Source organism: Streptomyces sp. NPDC001514, assembly GCF_053597075.1.
Genome location: NZ_JBSFHO010000021.1, coordinates 1 through 20,026, shown reverse-complemented (window position 1 = coordinate 20,026; position 20,026 = coordinate 1). Strand labels below are relative to the sequence as shown.

Below are 20,026 nucleotides of genomic sequence, written 5' to 3'. Positions count from 1 at the left end.
GGATGCCATGCCCGAAGGAGACACCGTCTGGCTGACCGCCCGGAAGCTGCACGACGCCCTTGCCGGACGGACACTCACCCGCTCCGACCTGCGGGTTCCACGGTTCGCCACCGCGGACCTCACGGGCCGGGAGGTCCTTGACGTCACCCCGCGCGGCAAGCATCTCCTCACGCGTATCGAGGGCGGCCTCACCCTCCACTCGCACCTGCGGATGGACGGTTCCTGGCAGGTCTACGCGGTCGGGGAGCGCTGGCGCGGCGGCCCGAGCCACCAGATCCGGGCGATCCTCGGCAACGACCAGAGCACCGCCGTCGGCTACCGCCTCCCCGTCCTGGAGCTGCTCCGCACCAAGGACGAGGCGCAGGTCGTCGGCCATCTCGGCCCCGATCTGCTGGGCCCGGACTGGGATCCCGCCACCGCGGCGCGCAATCTGCTGGCCGACCCCGCCCGTCCCCTCGGCGAAGCCCTGCTCGACCAGCGCAATCTGGCGGGGATCGGCAATGTCTACAAGTCGGAGCTGGCTTTCATGGCGCGGGTCACGCCCTGGCTGCCGGTCGGTGACCTACCCGCCGGCGTCCCCGACCGGCTCGTCGCCACGGCCCATCGCCTCCTGGAGGCGAACAAGGACCGTTTCGACCGCCGCACGACACCCATCGCGCGTGGCACCGCGCAACGCCGCACCGAGCAGCGCCTGTTCGTCTACGGACGCGAGGGCCACCCCTGTCTGCGCTGCGGCACCCCGATCCGCAGGGCAGGCCAGGACGACCGCGTCACCTACTGGTGCCCCGGCTGCCAGTCCGGCCCCGCCGGCGGGACCGCGACACCCAGTTGACGACCCGTCAGATACGGTCGTACGGTCTCCGGCATGCCCCTCACCGCGTACGACCTCACCGGCCGCACCGCGTTCGTCACCGGTGCGGCGAGCGGCATAGGCCGCGCCACCGCCGTCCTCCTCGCCCAGGCGGGCGCCACCGTCCACTGCGCGGACGTGCACGAGAAGGGCCTCCACGAGACCCGGACCCTGATCGATGACGCCGAGGGCACCGCCCACACCCACCTCGTCGACGTCAGCGACCGCGACCGGCTCCACGCGGCCGTGGAAGCTGCCGTGCAAGTGACGGGACCCCTGCACATCATGGCCGCGGTCGCCGGAATCATGCACTCCAGCCCGGTTCTGGAGACCCGCGACGAGGACCTGGACCGGGTTCTCGCGGTCAACTTCAAAGGCGTGCTCCACGCCTGCCAGGCCGCCGCCCGATCCATGATCGACACGGGCGTCAGGGGCTCCATCGTCACCATGGCCTCCGGCGCCGTCGACGCCGCGAACCCGGGGCTGCTCTGCTACAGCGCCGCGAAGGCCGCCGTCGTGCAGCTGACCAGGACCCTGGCCGCCGAGCTCGGACCGCACGGCATCCGGGTGAACGCGGTCGCACCGGGCTGGATCCGCACCCCCATGACCGACCGTCATGACGCGGGCCTTCAGCGGAAGGCGGAGGCCGCCATGGTCCGGCTGTCACCGCTCGGCCGGGTCGGCGAGCCCGAGGACATCGCGCACGCGATCCTCCATCTCGCCTCCGACGCGTCGTCGTTCACGACGGGTCAGATCCTCCGCCCGAACGGGGGCGTCGCGATGCCGTGGTAGCCGTGGACGTTCCCCCGGCCGCACCGGCACCCCCGGCCCGCGACGCGACATGCACCGGCAGCAGGCTGAGCCCCCACCCGCCTGCCGCCACTGCCCCCTCGACGAGTCCCGCCTGCTCCGGCACCAGCGCCAGCCGCAGAACGGCCCACCACCACAGTGCGCCCAGTGCGAATGCCGGCAGCAGGACCCATCGCCTTACCATGGCCGCCTCCTCCGGTCGACGCTAGACCGGACCGATCACTCGGCGGGAGGGCGCACCGGATGCACACCGGGCGCGCCTGCGGCGTATGCGCCAGGCGCCCCAGGGGTGCATGCCCCGGGCCACGCGCCCGCGCACATCCCGCACCGCAGCCAGCGGTACAGCGGCCACAGGCGCCGGCACAGCAACGCCCACGACCTCAGCAGCACCCGCGCCCGCAGCCGCGCCCCCGGGCGAGGCAGGGGTACCCGCACCCCCGAGCAAGGCGGGAGCGGAACCCGCGCCCAAGGCGGCCCCCGGGTACCTCTCGGACACCCCCGGAGGCCCCTCGGACGCCGTCACCACCGGACGCTCGCCTAGACGCTCTCCGCTTGGAACATCCAGGCATGCTTCTCCAGATCGCGCGTGAGCCCGATCAGGATGTCCTGGCTCACGGGGTCGGGCTCCGCCGTGGCGTCGATGCGCTCCCGCATCTTGCCGATCACGGCACCGAGCGCCTGCACCATCGTGCTGACCACATCCGCGTCCTGGATCCAGCCCTCCGGCACCTTCCCGATCGCGCTCGACGACGCCACGGTCCCGGCCCGCCCGTCCGGAGTGACACCGATCGCCGAGGCCCGTTCCGCCACGATGTCGGAGTGCTGCCGCGCCGTGGCGACGACGTCGTCCAGCTGAAGGTGGACGGAGCGGAAGCGCGGACCGACCACGTTCCAGTGGACCTGCTTGGCCACCAGCGCCAGATCGACCAGATCCACCAGCGCGCCCTGGAGTGCCTCGCCGGTGACCTTCCGGTCCGCCTCGGAAAGTGGGCTCTTCACGACAGACATGCGTGACCTCCCTTGAGATGACACCGCATCCCACGATGGCACATATGCCGGAAAACGGTCATTCGACGGCAAAGTGAAACCCCGGCCGGACACCCACCCGGCCGGGGCTCACACGTGGAGATTCAGCGTACGGAGGCCATGAGGCACATCGCCGTCACGCGGCGACGACATCCACCGCTTCCGCGGGCGCCTTGATCGTCACCCGCTCCGTCGGCACGCCCGCCACCGACGTCACGGACACGGAATTGAGCATCGGGCGTACCGGCGCACGCACCGGCTCACTCGCCGCTGCCGACTCGGCCAGCTCGGCCAGTGACAGCTCGTCGCTCACTTCACGCATGAGCTCGGACATCCGTACGTCAAGCGCGTCGCAGATCGCGGAGAGCAGCTCGGAGGAAGCCTCCTTCTGCCCCCGCTCCACCTCGGAGAGATAGCCGAGCGATACTCGGGCGGACGAGGAGACTTCGCGCAGAGTACGGCCCTGGCGCTGGCGCTGCCGACGCAGCACGTCACCCAGCAGGCGACGGAGCAGAATCATCGGTGGCTCCCTCCTCGGACCGCGTAGCCGCATCCTTCACGCCCCACCGTACCGCCTCGCGCTGCGGCCGTGCGGGGAGCGATGACGTGTTCACTCAGGGCTGCAAACATCAAGTCCCCCCGTTCTGTTCCGTATCCTGTGCCCGCTCATTCCCCGGGAGTTCGCCGACAAGCACTCCCGCGAGCAGATCCAGCACGCTCCGTACACTCTCTCTACGGATTTCCGCACGGTCACCGTTCAATCGCAGGGCGGCCACTTTCCGTGTCCCGCCGGGTCCGGCGACCGCCACGAAGACCGTTCCGACGGGCTGCCCGTCCTGCTGCTCGGGTCCCGCGACGCCCGTGGTCGCGATCCCCCAGCCGGCCCCGAGCCTCACCCGCACCCCTGCCGCCATCTGGGCCGCGACATCCGGATCCACCGCGCCACGAGCGGCCAGCAGGGCTCCGTCGACGCCCAGGATGTCCTGCTTCACGCCCGTCGCGTACGCCGTCACGGAGCCGCGGAAGGACTTCGAGGCGCCGGGCACCGCGGTCAGCTCCGCGGCCACCAGGCCGCCGGTGAGCGACTCGGCGACGGCGAGTGTCTCGCCCCGCTCCGCGAGCAGCGCGAGCACCCCGGCCGCGGCGCCCGGCACGGCGCTCATCGCGAGCGCTCCGCGCCGTCCCGTCCGGTCGTCTGCGCCTCGGCGGCGGCACGCTCGGCCCGCTGGGCCGCGAGCCCCTTGCGCCGCAGGACCACCGCCTGACGGACGTAGTCGAGCCCGGTGACCACGGTCAGTACGACCGCCACGGCCATCACCCACCACCGCAGGGTGGCCAGCGGACCGGTCAGCACGAGCACGTACATCCCGACCGCGGCGCCCTGTGCGAGCGTCTTCATCTTGCCGCCGCGGCTGGCCGGGATCACCCCGTGCCGGATCACCCAGAAGCGCATCAGCGTGATCCCCAGCTCACGGAAGAGGATCACTCCCGTCACCCACCAGGGCAGATCACCGAGCGCCGAGAGACAGATCAGACCGGCCGCCATGATCGCCTTGTCGGCGATCGGGTCGGCGATCTTCCCGAAGTCGGTGACCAGGTTGTACGCACGCGCCAAATGGCCGTCGAAGATGTCCGTGATCATGGCTACGGCGAAGGCCGCCCAGGCCCACGCACGCCAGACCGGGTCGTGGCCACCGTCCTGGAGCAGCAGGATCACGAACGCCGGCACGAGCAGCAGCCGCACCATCGTGAGGATGTTGGCGATGTTCCACAGGCTGGCCTGATTGACGGCCGCAGCACCCAGCTTGCCCCCGGGCGCCGGCCTTCCGGTCCCGCCCGCCGCGGATGCCGGGACTCCCGTCATCTGGCTGCCTCCTCACGACATTCCGTAACAACCTGGGCCACCAGGTCGACGCCCTCAGTGCCCACCACCTTGGCCTCGACCATACGTCCGGGGACCAGGCCATCGGCACCCGTGAAGATCACCTGACCGTCGGTCTCGGGTGCCTGGTGCGCGGCCCGGCCCACCGCCGCGTACTCGTCCTCGTCCGCGTCCTCGTCCTGATCCGCATCGAAGACGGACTCGACCAGTACTTCCAGGGTCTCTCCGATCCGCTCTTCCGCGCGCTGGGCGGTCAGCTCCTCGGCGAGTCGGGACAGCTTCGCAAGGCGCTCGTCCACGACGTCCTGGTCCAGCTTGTGGTCGTACGTGGCGGCCTCGGTGCCCTCCTCGTCGGAGTAGCCGAAGACGCCGATCGCATCCAGCCGCGCGGCCGTGAGGAAGCCCTCGAGCTCGGCGAAGTCCCGCTCGGTCTCGCCGGGGAAGCCCACGATGAAGTTGGAGCGCACACCGGCCGTCGGGGCCTTCGTACGGATCGTCTCCAGCAGCTCCAGGAAGCGCTCGGTGTCGCCGAAGCGGCGCATCGCGCGCAGCACACCGGGCGCGCTGTGCTGGAAGGACAGGTCGAAGTAGGGCGCGACGTTCTCCGTCGACGTGAGGACGTCGATGAGGCCCGGGCGCATCTCGGCGGGCTGCAGATAGCTGACCCGCACGCGTTCGATCCCGTCGACGGCGGCCAGCTCCGGCAGCAGGGTCTCCAGCAGCCGGATGTCGCCGAGGTCCTTGCCGTACGACGTGTTGTTCTCGGAGACCAGCATGATCTCCTTGACGCCCTGCTCGGCGAGCCAGCGCGTCTCGCCCAGCACATCGCTGGGGCGCCGCGAGATGAAGGAGCCGCGGAAGGACGGAATGGCGCAGAAGGAGCAGCGTCGGTCGCAGCCGGAGGCGAGCTTCACCGATGCGACGGGGCTGGTGTCCAGGCGGCGGCGCAGGGGGGCGCGCGGCCCGGAGGCGGGCGCGAGACCGTCCGGCAGATCGGCGGGCACGTTCTCCGGAGCCTGAGCCGGAGCCGGAGCCTGGGCGTGCCCGGGGAGGGCCACGTCGGCCGCCTGTCGCTCCGCCGGGCTGATCGGCAGCAGCTTGCGCCGGTCGCGCGGGGTGTGCGAGGCGTGGATGCCGCCGTTCAGGATGGTCTGGAGCCGGTCGGAGATGTCGGCGTAGTCGTCGAAGCCGAGCACCCCGTCCGCCTCGGGCAGGGCCTCCGCGAGCTCCTTGCCGTACCGCTCGGCCATGCAGCCCACGGCGACGACGGCCTGGGTCTTCCCGTGATCCTTCAGATCGTTGGCTTCGAGGAGTGCGTCGACGGAGTCCTTCTTGGCGGCCTCGACGAATCCGCAGGTGTTGACGACCGCGACATCCGCGTCGGCGGCTTCCTCGACGAGCTCCCAGCCGTCCGCTGCCAAGCGGCCTGCGAGCTCCTCCGAGTCCACCTCGTTACGGGCGCAGCCAAGAGTGACAAGGGCGACGGTACGGCGTTCGGGCATGGGCTCAAGACTACTTTGTCCTGGCCCACACCCGATCCGCGAGGTGAACAGTCGGGAACGAACGGTCCCGGAGGTCAGCCGGCCTCGGGGTCGCCCTTCGAGTACGACAGCCGCTCGACCTGCCCGGGCTCGAACTTGTCCTCGACCTTCTTGCCGTTCACATAGAGCTCGATCGCACCGGCGTTGCCCAGGATCAGGTCCAGCCGCTCCTCGTCCTGGAACGTCTTGGACTCGCCCGCGAGGAGCAGCCCGTCGAAGAGCAGCTTCCCATTGGCGGACTTGGCGGAGATCCAGCTCTTGTCGTCGATGGCGGACAGCTTCACCGTCACCTTGTCCTGCGGAACAGCGGCGATCGCGCTCTCCGAGGGCGCCGGCGGGGGCGCGACGGGCTGGGTCGGGGTCGGCTTCGGGGTGGTCTTCGCCGGGGCCGGGCCTGCGACCTGCTTGCCGCCGTTGGCGTCGTCCCCGCCGCTGAAGAGCGTGAAGCCGGCGAAGCCGACGACCGCGACGATCGCCGCAACCATGGCGGCGGTCCAGTTCGGGCGCCTGGGCTCGGGGCGGATACGTTCCGCCTCGAAGAGCGGCGCGGCAGGGGTGGGCGCCGGACGGCCGCCGTGGTCGGCGTCGTACTGCGCGACGAGCGGGGCGGGGTCCAGTCCTACGGCGCGCGCGAGCGTCCTGATGTGCCCGCGTGCGTACACATCGCCGCCGCAGCGGGAGAAGTCGTCCTGCTCGATCGCCTGCACGATGGGGACGCGGACACGGGTGGAGGTACTGACCTCGTCCACGGTCAGACCTGCGTCGATACGACCCTGCTGGAGCGAGCGACCGATGGAGGGCAGGTCGTCTCCGAACAAGGGCCGGTCGTCCTCGGTGGAAGGCCGGGCGTCTTCGGGGGAGTTGCCGATGGACACGGGGGCGCCTTTCGAGCGTGTAGCCACCTGCTGGATGTTCAGTCTAGGGGTGGTACGAAAGGGTGGGGCAACCGGGCGGATGCCGTTTGTACGCCATCAGAATGGCCGGACAGCATGGCCGGACAGCGAGAGGGTGGGACACGAACCCGTCCCTCCTCCCAACTTGACGTACAACCAAGGGAAACGGTTGCCTCACAATCCCGTACGTCATCCTTTATGACATCCCTTAGGAGTCAGACTCCCCACGGATCACGGCAAGCACTCCATCCAGCTCATCAGGTTTCACCAGAACGTCGCGCGCCTTGGACCCCTCGCTGGGTCCGACGATGTTCCGCGACTCCATCAGATCCATCAGCCGGCCGGCCTTCGCGAAGCCGACGCGCAGCTTCCGCTGGAGCATGGACGTCGACCCGAACTGGGTGGAGACCACCAGCTCGGCGGCCTGGCAGAGCAGATCCAGATCGTCGCCGATGTCCTCGTCGATCTCCTTCTTCTGCTTCGTCCCGACCACCACGTCGTCCCTGAAGACGGGGGCCATCTGGTCCTTGCAGTGCTGGACGACGACCGCGACCTCCTCCTCGGTCACGAAGGCGCCCTGCATACGGGTCGGCTTGTTGGCCCCCATCGGGAGGAAGAGGCCGTCGCCCTTGCCGATCAGCTTCTCGGCGCCGGGCTGGTCGAGGATGACGCGGCTGTCGGCGAGCGACGAGGTCGCGAAGGCGAGCCGGGACGGCACGTTCGCCTTGATCAGACCGGTGACGACGTCGACCGAAGGCCGTTGGGTGGCCAGTACCAGATGGATGCCGGCCGCGCGCGCCAGCTGAGTGATCCGGACGATGGCGTCCTCGACGTCCCGCGGGGCGACCATCATCAGGTCCGCGAGCTCGTCGACGATCACCAGCAGATACGGGTACGGCTGGAGCTCGCGCTCGCTTCCCTCGGGCGGCTTCACCTTGCCGTTGCGGATGGCCTGGTTGAAGTCGTCGATGTGCCGGTAGCCGTACGCCGCGAGGTCGTCGTAGCGCAGGTCCATCTCGCGGACGACCCACTGGAGTGCCTCGGCGGCCCGCTTGGGGTTGGTGATGATCGGCGTGATCAGATGCGGGATGCCTTCGTAGGCGGTGAGCTCGACCCGCTTGGGGTCGACGAGGACCATCCGGACGTCCTCCGGGGTCGCTCTCATCATCACCGAGGTGATGAGGCAGTTGATGCAGGACGACTTTCCGGAGCCGGTGGCGCCGGCGACCAGGACGTGCGGCATCTTCGCCAGGTTGGCCATGACGTAGCCGCCCTCGACGTCCTTGCCGAGTGCCACCAGCATCGGGTGGTCGTCCCCCGCGGCGTCCGCCAGCCGCAACACGTCGCCGAGGTTGACCATCTCGCGGTCGGAGTTGGGGATCTCGATGCCGACGGCGGACTTGCCGGGGATCGGCGAGATGATCCGTACGTCGGGGCTGGCCACGGCGTACGCGATGTTCTTGGTCAGCGCGGTGATCCGCTCGACCTTCACGGCCGGGCCGAGCTCCACCTCGTAGCGCGTGACCGTAGGCCCGCGGGTGAAGCCGGTGACGGCGGCGTCGACCTTGAATTCCGCGAAGACGTTCGTCAGCGAGGCGACGATCGCGTCGTTGGCGGCACTGCGGGTCTTGCCCGGTCCACCACGCTCGAGCAGATCGAGCGACGGCAGGGCGTACGTGATGTCGCCGGACAGCTGCAGCTGCTCGGCGCGCGGCGGAAGCGGCTGGGGTGCCTCGGGCGCGGACTTGGTCAGGTCCGGTACGGAGACACTCGGCTCGGGCTGCCCGGTCCGCGCGCCGGGTACCGGACCGGCGGCACGCTGCCGGTCGGCGGTGAGGTCCCGGGTCAGATCGGCGACGACCGGGGAGGGCGGCATTCCGTTCAGTACGGCCCCGTCGAGAGCCGCCGCGGCGGCCGCGGCCACGTCGACCGCATCCATGGACCGGTCCAGGCCGGCGGGCTGGGCGGACGTCCTGCGCGGCCGGCGCCGGGAGAGCGCCTCCTCCTCCACGGACTCGGCGTCGTACACCTCCGCCCCGGACGACGGGCCGCGGCGGCGCGAGGGCCTGGCGGGCACGGTGTCACGCCACTGCTCGTCGTACCGCGCGTCGTCGTCCTCACCGTCCTCGCGCGCTCCGGGCTCGTAGGGCGCGTCGATCAGGCCGAGCCTGACCCCGAGCCCGCGCAGCCGTTGCGGGATGGCGTTGACCGGGGTCGCGGTGACGACCAGCAGGCCGAAGACGGTGAGCAGCACCAGCAGCGGTACGGCGAGGACCGTGCCCATCGCGAGGATCAACGGCTTGGAGGCGGCCCAGCCGATCAGCCCGCCCGCGTCCTGCATCGCCTCCGAGCCTTCGCCGCGGCCCGGCGCACCGCAGGCGATGTGGACCTGGCCGAGCACGCCGATGACGAGGGCCGAGAGGCCGATGACGATGCGTCCGTTGGCCTCGGGCTTCTCGGGGTAGAGGATCAGCCGCACGGCGATCGCGGCGAGCAGTATCGGCACGAGCAGGTCGAGCCGGCCGAATGCGCCCGTGACGAGCATTTCGACGAGGTCGCCGACCGGACCGCGCAGATTGGACCAGGTACCGGCGGCGACGATCAGCGCGATGCCGAGCAGGAGGAGCGCGAGGCCGTCCTTGCGGTGCGCCGGGTCGAGTCCCTTGGCGCCGCGCCCTATGCCGCGGAGCATCGCGCCGACGGCGTGCGCGACGCCCAGCCACAGGGCGCGTGCGAGCCGGTACACGCCCCCGGTAGGGCTGGGGGCGGGCCTGGGCGCGGCCTTCTTCGCCGCCGTCTTCCTGGCGGGTGCCTTCTTCGCGGGGGTGGTCTTCTTGGCGGCGGGCTTCTTCGCCGCGGGCTTCTTGGCGGGCGCCGCCTTCTTCGCGGCGCCAGTCGTACGGCCGGCGCGCGGCTTTGCGGTGCCCGCCGTGCCCTGGGAACCCTTGCCGGACGTACGTGAGGCCATGATGGTGAGGTTACCGGTGTGAACGGCGGGGGACACGCGTGCCCACCGCTTCACCCGTTCGTGTCGCCCTTACTGCACCCGGAAACTGACGTTTCCTCAAACGACACGCCTGCAGCAGGCGACCAGATCCTGTCCGACCGATGATCCGTCCGGCCGATGGCGCCGGTCGCGCCTGATCGGCCGGACCGGATCCGGGCGTACCCTCCGGATCCGGGCCGCTCTTGCCGGATCAGGCCTAGCTCTGCGAAGGCAACGTGGGCGCACCGCTGCCCGTGCCCGGCTCCAGGGCGTCCAGCGCCCTGCGCAGACCGGTGAGTTTACGCTCGAGATGGGCCGCGGTGGCGACCGCGGCGGCGTCGGCCGACTCGTCGTCGAGCTGCTTGGACAGCGCCTCGGCCTGCTCCTCAACGGCAGCGAGCCGCGCCGAGAGTTCGGCGAGGAGGCCTGCCGGCTCCTTGCTGTCGCCGGCGCCCGCGTGGCCGCCCTCCAACTGGAGCCGGAGCAGCGCGGCCTGCTCGCGCAGCTGGCAGTTCTTCATGTAGAGCTCGACGAAGACGGAGACCTTCGCGCGCAGCACCCACGGGTCGAACGGCTTGGAGATGTAGTCCACCGCGCCCGCGGCGTACCCGCGGAAGGTGTGGTGCGGGCCGTGGTTGATCGCGGTCAGGAAGATGATCGGGATGTCCCTGGTCCGTTCCCGTCGCTTGATGTGCGCGGCGGTCTCGAATCCGTCCATTCCTGGCATCTGGACGTCCAGCAGAATGACCGCGAAATCGTCCGTCAGCAGCGCTTTGAGCGCTTCCTCCCCGGACGATGCCCGTACCAGCGTCTGATCGAGCGCAGAGAGGATGGCCTCCAGCGCCAGCAGATTCTCCGGCCGGTCATCGACCAGGAGGATCTTGGCCTTCTGCACCATGCCTCGCCCTCCTCGCCCCGGCTTGGGGTCACCCCAGCTCGACGAGCCGGGGGAAGCACCGGGCGCCGCCCCAGGGGACGACTCCCTTGCGTCGCCCGTCCTTGTGCCGGTCATGGTAGCCGCACCCCGCCCGTCGCCACACCCTGTCACCGCGATGTCACTGTGCACGTAGCAGAAACGCGGTGGGAGACCAGAAGGTTCCCCGGATACCGCCCTCTCACACGCTTTCGGGCACAGCCAGTCAGCAACTCGCGGAAATTCGCACAGGCTGCAATCAGACCGTGATACGCCCGCGACCAATCTTCGTCACTTTCCGCGCATCCACTGCTCCATGACCGAGAGCAGATGATCAGGGTCGACCGGCTTGGTGACGTAGTCGGACGCGCCCGACTCGATCGCCTTCTCCCGGTCGCCCTTCATCGCCTTCGCGGTGAGCGCGATGATCGGCAGCCCGGCGAACTGCGGCATCCTGCGGATCGCCGTCGTCGTCGCATAGCCGTCCATCTCGGGCATCATGATGTCCATCAGTACGACCGTCACATCGTCGTGCTGCTCCAGGACTTCGATGCCCTCGCGCCCGTTCTCCGCGTACAGCACGGACAGCCCGTGCTGCTCCAGCACGCTGGTGAGCGCGAAGACGTTGCGGATGTCGTCGTCGACGATGAGCACCTTCTCGCTGTGGAACTCGAAGGTGCGTCGCGGTTCGGGCGCGGCCTCCTGCGGGTGCTGACCGGGCGCCCACGAGTCCTGCGCCGCACCCGCCGATCCGGCCGGCTGGCCGGGCAGGGCGGACCTCAGGTCCGTACCGCCCAGTGCCTTGCGGCGGCGCCGGAAGAGCATGGCCGAGCCGGCTGCGTGCCCGTCGACGCTCGACGGCAGCGCACTCGGGGAGTGCTGGGAGTACTGGGAGTGTTGGGGCTGCTGATCCTGCGTACCGTCGTCGACGGCCGCCGGGTCGTCGACCTGGGCGAACTGCACATCGGCTCCCGGAGCGAGCTGCGGGTAGCCCTGCGGCGGCAGTTCGCTCGGGTGGAGCGGCAGATACAGCGTGAACGTCGAACCGCGGCCCGGCTCGCTCGCCGCATGGATCTCGCCGCCCAGCAGCCGGGCGATCTCCCGGCTGATGGACAGCCCCAGCCCCGTACCGCCGTACTTGCGGCTGGTCGTTCCGTCCGCCTGCTTGAACGCCTCGAAGATGACCCGCATCTTGCTGGCGGCGATGCCGATACCGGTGTCGGTGACCGAGAAGGCGATCAGATCGCCGTCCGCGTCGCGCAGCGAGCCCGCCTCCAGCAGCTGCTCGCGGATCGACTGCGGTACGTCGGCGCTCGCCGGCCGGATCACCAGCTCCACCGCACCCGTGTCGGTGAACTTCACCGCGTTCGACAGCAGATTGCGCAGGACCTGCAGCAGCCGCTGCTCGTCCGTGTGCAGCGTGGCCGGCAGCTCGGGCGAGACCCGCACCGAGAAGTCGAGCCCCTTCTCCGCCGTGAGCGGCCGGAACGTCGCCTCCACATAGTCGACGAGCTGCACCAGCGCGATACGGGTCGGGCTGACGTCCATCTTGCCCGCCTCGACCTTCGACAGATCGAGAATGTCGTTGATGAGCTGGAGCAGATCGGAGCCCGCGCCGTGGATCGTCTCGGCGAACTCGACCTGCTTCGGCGTGAGATTGCTGTCGGCGTTGTCCGCGAGCAGCTTGGCGAGGATCAGCAGCGAATTGAGCGGAGTGCGCAGCTCGTGCGACATGTTCGCCAGGAACTCGGACTTGTAGCGCATGGAGACCGCGAGTTGCTCGGCCCGCTCCTCCAACACCTGCCGTGCCTCCTCGATCTCGGTGTTCTTCACCTCGATGTCGCGGTTCTGCTGGGCCAGCAGCTCGGCCTTCTCCTCCAGCTCGGCGTTGGAGGCCTGCAGCGCACTCTGCCGGTTCTCCAGCTCGGCCGAGCGCTCGCGCAGCTGCTCCGTCAGCTCCTGCGACTGCTTGAGCAGCACCTCGGTCTTCGTGTTGACGCTGATGGTGTTGACGCTCGTCGCGATCATCTCGGCGATCTGGTTGAGGAAATCGCGCTGGATCTGGGTGAACGGCTGGAACGACGCCAGCTCGATCACACCGAGGACCTTCCCCTCGAAGAGCACCGGCAGGACGATCACGTACGCGGGCGGGGCCTCACCGAGTCCCGACGAGATCTTCAGATAGCCCGGCGGAACGTTGACCTGGATCGTCCGCTTCTCCTCGGCCGCCGTCCCGATCAAGGTCTCCCCGGGTCGGAACGAGGTGGGCATCGAGCCCGCCGAGTAGCCGTAACTGCCGCGCATCACCAGCTCGTACGAGCCCTCACCACCCGCACCGAGCTCCCCGCCACCGCCCGTGGGCATCGCCAGGAAGAACGCGCCGTGCTGTGCCGAGACCACCGGCGTCAGCTCGCTCATGATGAGCGAGGCGACGTCGTCGAGATCGCGGCGGCCCTGCATCAGACCCGAGATACGCGCCAGGTTGCCCTTGAGCCAGTCCTGCTCCTCGTTGGCCAGGGTGGTGTCGCGCAGGTTCGCGATCATCGTGTTGATGTTGTCCTGGAGGACCTGGATCTCGCCCGCCGCGTCCACATCGATCTTGAGGTTGAGGTCACCGCGGGTCACCGCGGTGGCGACGGCGGCGATCGCGCGCACCTGCCGGGTCAGGTTCCCGGCCATCTCGTTCACGGACTCGGTGAGGTCGCGCCACGTACCGTCGACGTCCCGCACGCGCGCCTGGCCGCCCAGCATGCCATCCGTGCCCACCTCGCGGGCCACGCGCGTGACCTCCTCGGCGAAGGACGAGAGCTGGTCGACCATCGTGTTGATGGTGTCCTTCAGGTCCTGGATCTCGCCGCGCGCATCGATGTCGATCTTCTTGGTGAGATCACCCTTGGCGATGGCGGTGGTGACCGTGGCGATCTGGCGCACCTGTCCGGTCAGATTCGACGCCATCGAGTTCACGGACTCGGTGAGGTCCTTCCACGTACCGGAGACGCCGGGCACGCGGGCCTGGCCGCCGAGGATGCCCTCCGTACCCACCTCACGGGCCACGCGCGTGACTTCGTCCGCGAACGACGACAGCGTCGTCACCATCGTGTTGACGGTGTCGGCGAGCTCGGCGACCTCGCCTCGCGCCTCGACGGTCACCTTCTTGGTCAGATCGCCGTTGGCGACCGCGGACGACACCCGGGAGATGTTCCGCACCTGGCTGGTCAGGTTGTTCGCCATCAGGTTGACGTTGTCGCTGAGGTCCTTCCAGATGCCGGTGACACCACGCACGCGGGCCTGGCCGCCGAGAATGCCCTCCGTACCCACCTCACGGGCGACTCGCGTCACCTCGTCGGCGAAGTTGGAAAGCTGGTCGACCATCGTGTTGACGGTCGTCACCAGCTCCAGGATCTCGCCCTTGGCGTCGACGGTGATCTTCTTCGACAGATCGCCCTTGGCGACCGCCGTCGTCACCTCGGCGATGTTGCGCACCTGCGAGGTCAGGTTGTTGGCCATGAAGTTGACGGACTGGGTGAGGTCCTTCCAGGTACCGGAGACGCCCTGCACCTCGGCCTGGCCGCCCAGGATGCCCTCGGTGCCCACCTCACGGGCCACCCGGGTCACCTGCTCCGCGAAGTTCGAGAGCTGGTCCACCATCGTGTTGAGGGTGTTCTTCAGCTCCAGGATCTCGCCGCGCGCGTCCACGTCGATCTTCTGCGACAGGTCACCGCGCGCCACGGCCGTGGCGACCTGCGCGATGTTGCGCACCTGGGCCGTGAGGTTGCCGGCCATGCCGTTCACGGAGTCCGTCAGATCGCGCCACACGCCGGCGACGCCCGGCACCTGCGCCTGGCCGCCGAGCCGGCCGTCCGTGCCCACCTCGCGGGCCACCCGGGTGACCTGCTCGGCGAACGCCGACAGCTGGTCGACCATCGTGTTGATGGTGTTCTTGAGTTCGAGGATCTCGCCGCGCGCATCGACATCGATCTTCTGCGACAGGTCTCCGCGCGCCACGGCCGTGGTCACCTGAGCAATCTGCCGCACCTGCGACGTCAGGTTCCCCGCCATGAAGTTGACGGAGTCCGTGAGCTCCTTCCAGGTGCCGGAGACACCGTCGACGCGGGCCTGGCCGCCGAGCCGGCCCTCCGTACCCACGTCGCGCGCCATCCGTGTCACCTGGTCGGCGAACGACGACAGCTGCGCCACCATCGTGTTGACGGTGTTCTTCAACTCCAGCATCTCGCCGGCCACGTCGACCGTGACCTTCTGCGACAGATCACCGTTAGCCACCGCCGTCGTCACCTGCGCGATGTCCCGCACCTGACCGGTGAGGTTACGGAACGCCGTGTTCACCGAGTCGGTCAGGTCCTTCCACGTACCCGCCGCACCCGGCACCTCGGCCTGACCGCCCAGCCGGCCCTCGACGCCGACCTCCCGGGCCACCCTGGTCACTTCGGAGCCGAACGACTGCAGCTGATCCACCATCGTGTTGACGGTGTTCTTCAACTCCAGCATCTCGCCCGCGACATCGACCGTGACCTTCTGCGACAGATCACCGTTCGCCACCGCCGTCGTCACCTGGGCGATGTCCCGCACCTGCGTCGTCAGGTTGCGGAAGACGGTGTTGACCGAGTCGGTCAGGTCCTTCCACGTCCCGGCCGCACCCGGCACCTGCGCCTGGCCGCCCAGCAGACCCTCGGCTCCCACCTCGCTCGCCACGCGGGTCACTTCGTCCGCGAACGTACGGAGCGTCTCCGTCATCTGGTTGATGGTCTCGGCCAGCTGCGCCACCTCGCCTCGCGCGCTGACCGTGACCTTCTGCGACAGATCACCGTTGGCGACGGCCGTGGTGACTTCCGCGATGCCGCGCACCTGCGAGGTGAGGTTGCCCGCCATCGTGTTGACGGAGTCGGTGAGGTCCTTCCACACACCGGCGACGCCCGGCACGGCCGCCTGACCGCCGAGCTCACCCTCCGTACCCACCTCGCGCGCGACCCGCGTCACCTCGGAGGAGAACGAGGACAGCTGGTCCACCATCGTGTTGACGGTGTTCTTCAGCTGGAGCATCTCGCCGGCCACATGGACGGTGACCTTCCGCGACAGGTCGCCCTTCGCGACCGCCGTCGTGACGAGAGCAATGTCACGCACCTGAGCCGTCAGCCGGTACGCCATGGTGTTGACCGAATCCGTGAGATCCTTCCACGAACCGGACATACCTCGCACTTGGGCCTGACCGCCGAGCTTGCCCTCGGTGCCGACCTCCAGCGCGACCCGCGTCACCTCGTCGGTGAACGCCGACAGCTGGTCGACCAGATTGTTGACCGTACGCGCGACCTTCAGGAACTCGCCGCGCAACGGCCGCACCGAGCCGTCGCCCTCCGATCCGTGCGACCGCAGCTCCATGCGCTGCTGCAGATCGCCCTCCGCGACCGCGGACAGCACCCTGCCGACCTCGGACACCGGTCGGGCCAGATCGTCCACCAGCGCGTTCGACGCGTCGATCGCGGCAGCCCAGGAGCCCTCGCAGGCCCCGGGCTCCAGCCGCTCCGTGAGCTTTCCCTCACGTCCGACGACCCGGCGCACCCGCGCCAGCTCACCGGTGAGATGCAGATTGCGGTCGGCGACCTCGTTGAAGACGGCCGCGATCTCCGCCATGACACCGTCGCCGGAGACGGTCAGCCGCTTGCGGAAGTTCCCGTCCCGCATCGCGACGAGCGCCGCCAGCAGCCGGTTCAGAGCCGCGGTGTCCACCGCCGTCATCCCCCCGCGTGGCTGATTTTTCCGGGACTGTCCGCCTTGTGCGCGCGTGCCAGTGACCCGCGCTGCTGCACCAGACTCCACCGTGTCCCTCCCGCAGGGGTTGACCGTCATGCTCGTGCTGTCTCAGGAAGCTTTCCCAGTGTTTCACTGCAGCCGAACCAGGCCATAACAGTTCGGCAGCTTCGCATAGCGTCCCCGCCATCCGTGGGCGGAAACGGCGGTGACCGGCATCCGCCCGGACAGTGAAGGTAAGTAACCTGGCATCCGGCTGTCCAACCGCCCCGGTCGCCCGGCGCGGACGGGACGGAGCGAGGACTACCACCGGGTACCGGGAGGGGCAGGCACCGACCATGGCAGAGCCGGGCGTCGAGACGCGTACGAGGACTTCTGAGATCACCGCGCGGGCGGCTGCCAGCTTCGACCCTGTGGGGCGGTCCGTCGCGACCGCCCGCGCCTTCGTCAGGGACACGCTCCAGGGCTGGGGGTACTCCGACGTCGTCGACGACGCCGTGGTCCTCACCAGTGAGCTCGTCACCAACGCGGTGATCCACGCCGGCACCGCGGCCGATGTGCTCTGTCTGCGGACCGACGACGGCGTACGGGTCGAGGTCGCCGACCGCTACCCCGAGCGCGAGATCCCCCTCCAGGGCAGCGGAAGAACCCTCGCCCACCCCGACCGCGAGAACGGCCGGGGACTGCTTCTCTGCGCCGCCCTCGCCAGCCGCTGGGGCGTCGAGTACACACCGACCCACAAGCAGGTCTGGTTCCAACTCGACATGCCGCAGCGCCAGGTCGGCACCCGCTCCGCAGGCCCGGTCCTCCCCACCGAACTTCTCCCCGTCGCGGACGAGCGCGTCCGTGTCGCCGTCGTCCAGATCGACCGGAACGGCGCGATCAGCTCCTGGAACGACGACGCCGAGCACCTCTTCGGGTACGCGGCCGACCAGGTACTCGGCAAGCCCCTCGGCGACTTCGCGGCGTGGCCGCACACGCCCGGCACCGGCACCGGCATCGCCGAGGCCCTCCGGCTCTCCCGCTGGGAAGGCAGTTACGGAATCCGCGACACCGACGGCCGTGTCGTGCCCGTGTACGCGTCCCATCTCCGCGTCCGCGACACGCAGGGCGAAGCATCCACCGTCTGCCTCCTCGTCCGCGACTACGAACGGGCGGTCCTGCAGACCCCCCTGCGCACCCCCTCGGGCGACGGCGTGGGGTCCGAGAGCCGCAACTCGGACCCCTTCGAGCTGTTCATCGGCTCCCCGGCCCCCGACGACCTCGACGGCCTCCTCCAGCGCACGGTCGAGCGCGCCCGCGACATGCTCGACGCCGACTCCGCGTTCCTGCTGCTCGCCACGGACGACGAGACGGAGCTCGAGGTACGGGCCACCACCGGCCTCCCCTCCGCCCGGCAGCGCTTCGCGCGCGTCCCCGTCGAGGCCGGCACCGGCCGCTACGGCTCGGCGCGCATGCCGGCCGTCCACGAGGACCTCACCGCCGTCCCCGGCGCCGTCCCGCTGCTCGGCGGCACCGGAATGCGCTCCGTCGTCACCGTCCCGCTCAAGGTCGAGGGCCGCCTCACCGGCTCACTCGGCGTCGCCGCCGAAGCCGCGGGACGCTACTCCAACGAGGAGGCCCTGCGCCTCCAGTTCGCCGCCGACCGCATCGCGCTCGCCGTCGAATCCGCCCGCCTCGGCGAACTCGAACGGCTCCGCCGTGGCTCCCTCAGCTTCCTCGTCGAAGCCTCCGACCTGCTGGCCGGCACGCTCGACCGCGACCAGACCCTGGCCCTCATGGCCCAGATGACGGTGCCCACCCTCGCCACCTGGTGCGCGGTCTACACGATCGCCGACCAGGCCTCGGAGCCGTACCTCTCGTACGTCCTCCACGAGGACGAGGAGCGCATCGACGGCCTCAAGGCCCTCCTCTCCAGGATCGAGCCCCCGGACCCGGTGCCGACTCCCGGCGCCCGTGTCTGGACGGCCCCCGCCGATGCCGCGCACCAGGCCGCACTGCGCACCTCCATGCGCGAACTCGGCCTCGGCGCCACGCATCTGTCGTCGGGTATCGGTACGACCCTGGCCACCGCCTCCGCGGTCGGCGGCGAGACCGTCGTCCTCCCGCTCGTCGCGCGCAACCGCGTCATCGGCATGCTCACCCTCGGCAAGCCCTCCGACGACCACTTCCGCCAGGAGATCCTCGAACTCGCCGAGGACCTCTCCCGCCGAGCGGCCCTCGCCCTCGACAACGCCCGCCTCTACTCCGAGCGCACGGCCATCAGCCAGTCCCTGCAGCGCAGCCTGCTGCCGCCCGGCCTCCCCCAGATCCCGGGCGTCGAGGTCGAGGTCATCTACCGCGCGGCGGGCGAAGGCAACGAAGTCGGCGGCGACTTCTACGACCTCTTCCCCATCCGCGACGGCGCGTACGGCTTCGCCATCGGCGACGTCTGCGGTACGGGCCCGGAGGCCGCAGCGGTCACCGGCCTCGCCCGGCACGCCCTGCGCCTGCTCGCCCGCGAGGGCTTCGGCGGCCCGGCCGTGCTGGAGCGACTCAACGCGGCGATCCTCGACGAGGGCGCCCGCAGCCGCTTTCTCACGCTCCTGTACGGCGAGTTGTGGCCCCAGGAGGACGGCTCGGCGCTCCTCAAGGTCGTCTGCGCCGGCCACCCGCTCCCGCTGCGCCTGCGCCAGGACGGCACCGTGGAGCCCGCGGCCGAACCGCAGCCGCTGCTCGGCGTGATGGACGACCTGGAGCTGTACGAGCAGACCGTCACCCTCGACCCGGGCGATGTCCTGCTCTGCGTCACCGACGGCGTCACCGAGCGCCGCGAGGGGACTCGCATGCTGGGGGACGACGGCCTCGTCGACGTCCTGACGACCTGTACGGGCTTGACGGCCGGCGCGGTCGCTGCACGCATCCTGCGCGCGGTCGAGCGCTTTGCGGCCGAGCCAGCATCGGACGACATGGCGATCCTCGCCATGCGCGTCCCCGAACCCCACAAGATCTGAGCACGCGTCAGGGTACGCAGAAGGCCCCCGCCGTGAGGCGGGGGCCTTCTTGCTTGCTGAGCCCCCAAACGGAATCGAACCGTTGACCTTCTCCTTACCATGGAGACGCTCTGCCGACTGAGCTATAGGGGCCTGTCGCGTTCGCGGTCTCCCGCGCTGCAACGGAATGAAGCATACCCCGAACTGACTTGTGCACCAAACCTTGCCTGGCAGGGCATCACTTCATGGTGCTGTGAGGCGAGTTGGGTCTGAAACGCAGAAAAGCCCCGGACCGCAAGGTCCGGGGCTTTTTGCAATGATTGTTCGGCGGCGTCCTACTCTCCCACAGGGTCCCCCCTGCAGTACCATCGGCGCTGAAAGGCTTAGCTT

At 69.7% G+C, this 20,026-nt stretch carries 13 protein-coding genes, 1 tRNA gene and 1 rRNA gene; 3 read left to right on the top strand and 12 right to left on the bottom strand.

All coding sequences use genetic code 11. From position 1 onward, the window contains the following. The first annotated feature begins 7 nt into the window (after positions 1–7). Positions 8–832 carry an Fpg/Nei family DNA glycosylase gene (locus tag ACWCXB_RS22175; protein ID WP_450725182.1) on the top strand — a complete coding sequence of 275 codons (825 nt, stop codon included), beginning with the start codon at positions 8–10 and terminating at the stop codon, positions 830–832. Positions 833–865: 33 nt separating this feature from the next. Next, on the top strand, positions 866–1,642 hold the full coding sequence (locus ACWCXB_RS22170; RefSeq protein ID WP_450725181.1) for an SDR family NAD(P)-dependent oxidoreductase: 777 nt from the start codon (positions 866–868) through the stop codon (positions 1,640–1,642). On the opposite strand, the gene ACWCXB_RS22165 is transcribed toward ACWCXB_RS22170, so the two are convergent. The 10 genes from ACWCXB_RS22165 to ACWCXB_RS22120 form a co-directional block, all read right to left on the bottom strand. After that, on the bottom strand, positions 1,590–1,844 hold the full coding sequence (locus ACWCXB_RS22165; RefSeq protein ID WP_450725180.1) for a hypothetical protein: 255 nt from the start codon (positions 1,842–1,844) through the stop codon (positions 1,590–1,592). The genes ACWCXB_RS22170 and ACWCXB_RS22165 overlap by 53 nt on opposite strands. A 353-nt stretch (positions 1,845–2,197) precedes the next feature. Next, positions 2,198–2,668: a Dps family protein gene (locus tag ACWCXB_RS22160; RefSeq protein WP_450725179.1), complete on the bottom strand. Its 471-nt coding sequence runs from the start codon at positions 2,666–2,668 to the stop codon at positions 2,198–2,200. Between the two features lie 154 nt (positions 2,669–2,822). Further along, positions 2,823–3,206 (bottom strand): helix-turn-helix domain-containing protein, encoded by a 384-nt coding sequence (locus tag ACWCXB_RS22155; protein ID WP_356691448.1) that lies wholly within the window; start codon positions 3,204–3,206, stop codon positions 2,823–2,825. 109 nt (positions 3,207–3,315) lie between these two features. After that, positions 3,316–3,849, bottom strand: a complete 534-nt coding sequence (locus tag ACWCXB_RS22150; RefSeq protein ID WP_450725178.1) for a CinA family protein — start codon at positions 3,847–3,849, stop codon at positions 3,316–3,318. Continuing rightward, a complete protein-coding gene (gene pgsA, locus ACWCXB_RS22145) occupies positions 3,846–4,550 on the bottom strand; it encodes a CDP-diacylglycerol--glycerol-3-phosphate 3-phosphatidyltransferase (protein ID WP_450725177.1) in 705 nt (234 codons plus the stop codon). Before pgsA ends, ACWCXB_RS22150 begins: the two co-directional genes overlap by 4 nt. Beyond that, the gene (gene rimO / locus ACWCXB_RS22140; protein ID WP_450725176.1) at positions 4,547–6,070 is read right to left on the bottom strand and encodes a 30S ribosomal protein S12 methylthiotransferase RimO; all 1,524 of its coding nucleotides are present in this window, start codon (positions 6,068–6,070) and stop codon (positions 4,547–4,549) included. The genes pgsA and rimO overlap by 4 nt, the downstream gene beginning before the upstream one ends. Before the next feature lie 74 nt (positions 6,071–6,144). Continuing rightward, positions 6,145–6,984 (bottom strand): helix-turn-helix domain-containing protein, encoded by an 840-nt coding sequence (locus ACWCXB_RS22135; protein ID WP_450725175.1) that lies wholly within the window; start codon positions 6,982–6,984, stop codon positions 6,145–6,147. Positions 6,985–7,210: 226 nt separating this feature from the next. Then, entirely contained in the window at positions 7,211–9,970 is a 2,760-nt protein-coding gene (locus tag ACWCXB_RS22130; RefSeq protein ID WP_450725174.1) for a DNA translocase FtsK, read from the bottom strand. A gap of 235 nt (positions 9,971–10,205) precedes the next feature. Continuing rightward, positions 10,206–10,886: a response regulator gene (locus tag ACWCXB_RS22125; RefSeq protein WP_450725173.1), complete on the bottom strand. Its 681-nt coding sequence runs from the start codon at positions 10,884–10,886 to the stop codon at positions 10,206–10,208. 306 nt (positions 10,887–11,192) lie between these two features. After that, positions 11,193–16,733, bottom strand: a complete 5,541-nt coding sequence (locus ACWCXB_RS22120; RefSeq protein ID WP_450725172.1) for a HAMP domain-containing protein — start codon at positions 16,731–16,733, stop codon at positions 11,193–11,195. Positions 16,734–17,002: 269 nt separating this feature from the next. On the opposite strand from ACWCXB_RS22120, the gene ACWCXB_RS22115 reads away from it, so the two are divergent. Beyond that, the gene (locus ACWCXB_RS22115; protein WP_450725171.1) at positions 17,003–19,657 is read left to right on the top strand and encodes a SpoIIE family protein phosphatase; all 2,655 of its coding nucleotides are present in this window, start codon (positions 17,003–17,005) and stop codon (positions 19,655–19,657) included. A gap of 59 nt (positions 19,658–19,716) precedes the next feature. Here ACWCXB_RS22115 and ACWCXB_RS22110 read toward each other — a convergent pair. Both ACWCXB_RS22110 and rrf read right to left on the bottom strand, forming a co-directional pair. Next, positions 19,717–19,789: transfer RNA gene (locus tag ACWCXB_RS22110), tRNA-Thr, on the bottom strand. Between the two features lie 169 nt (positions 19,790–19,958). Beyond that, a 5S ribosomal RNA gene (gene rrf / locus ACWCXB_RS22105) occupies positions 19,959–20,026 on the bottom strand; the annotation flags it as partial.

Excerpts from the sequence above, each read along its gene's own strand:
- ACWCXB_RS22175 (WP_450725182.1), top strand. The coding sequence starts at position 8 with ATGCCCGAAGGAGACACCGTCTGGCTGACCGCCCGGAAGCTGCACGAC.
- ACWCXB_RS22170 (WP_450725181.1), top strand. The coding sequence starts at position 866 with ATGCCCCTCACCGCGTACGACCTCACCGGCCGCACCGCGTTCGTCACC.
- ACWCXB_RS22165 (WP_450725180.1), bottom strand. The coding sequence starts at position 1,844 with ATGGTAAGGCGATGGGTCCTGCTGCCGGCATTCGCACTGGGCGCACTG.
- ACWCXB_RS22160 (WP_450725179.1), bottom strand. The coding sequence starts at position 2,668 with ATGTCTGTCGTGAAGAGCCCACTTTCCGAGGCGGACCGGAAGGTCACC.
- ACWCXB_RS22155 (WP_356691448.1), bottom strand. The coding sequence starts at position 3,206 with ATGATTCTGCTCCGTCGCCTGCTGGGTGACGTGCTGCGTCGGCAGCGC.
- ACWCXB_RS22150 (WP_450725178.1), bottom strand. The coding sequence starts at position 3,849 with ATGAGCGCCGTGCCGGGCGCCGCGGCCGGGGTGCTCGCGCTGCTCGCG.
- pgsA (WP_450725177.1), bottom strand. The coding sequence starts at position 4,550 with ATGACGGGAGTCCCGGCATCCGCGGCGGGCGGGACCGGAAGGCCGGCG.
- rimO (WP_450725176.1), bottom strand. The coding sequence starts at position 6,070 with ATGCCCGAACGCCGTACCGTCGCCCTTGTCACTCTTGGCTGCGCCCGT.
- ACWCXB_RS22130 (WP_450725174.1), bottom strand. The coding sequence starts at position 9,970 with ATGGCCTCACGTACGTCCGGCAAGGGTTCCCAGGGCACGGCGGGCACC.
- ACWCXB_RS22125 (WP_450725173.1), bottom strand. The coding sequence starts at position 10,886 with ATGGTGCAGAAGGCCAAGATCCTCCTGGTCGATGACCGGCCGGAGAAT.
- ACWCXB_RS22115 (WP_450725171.1), top strand. The coding sequence starts at position 17,003 with ATGGCAGAGCCGGGCGTCGAGACGCGTACGAGGACTTCTGAGATCACC.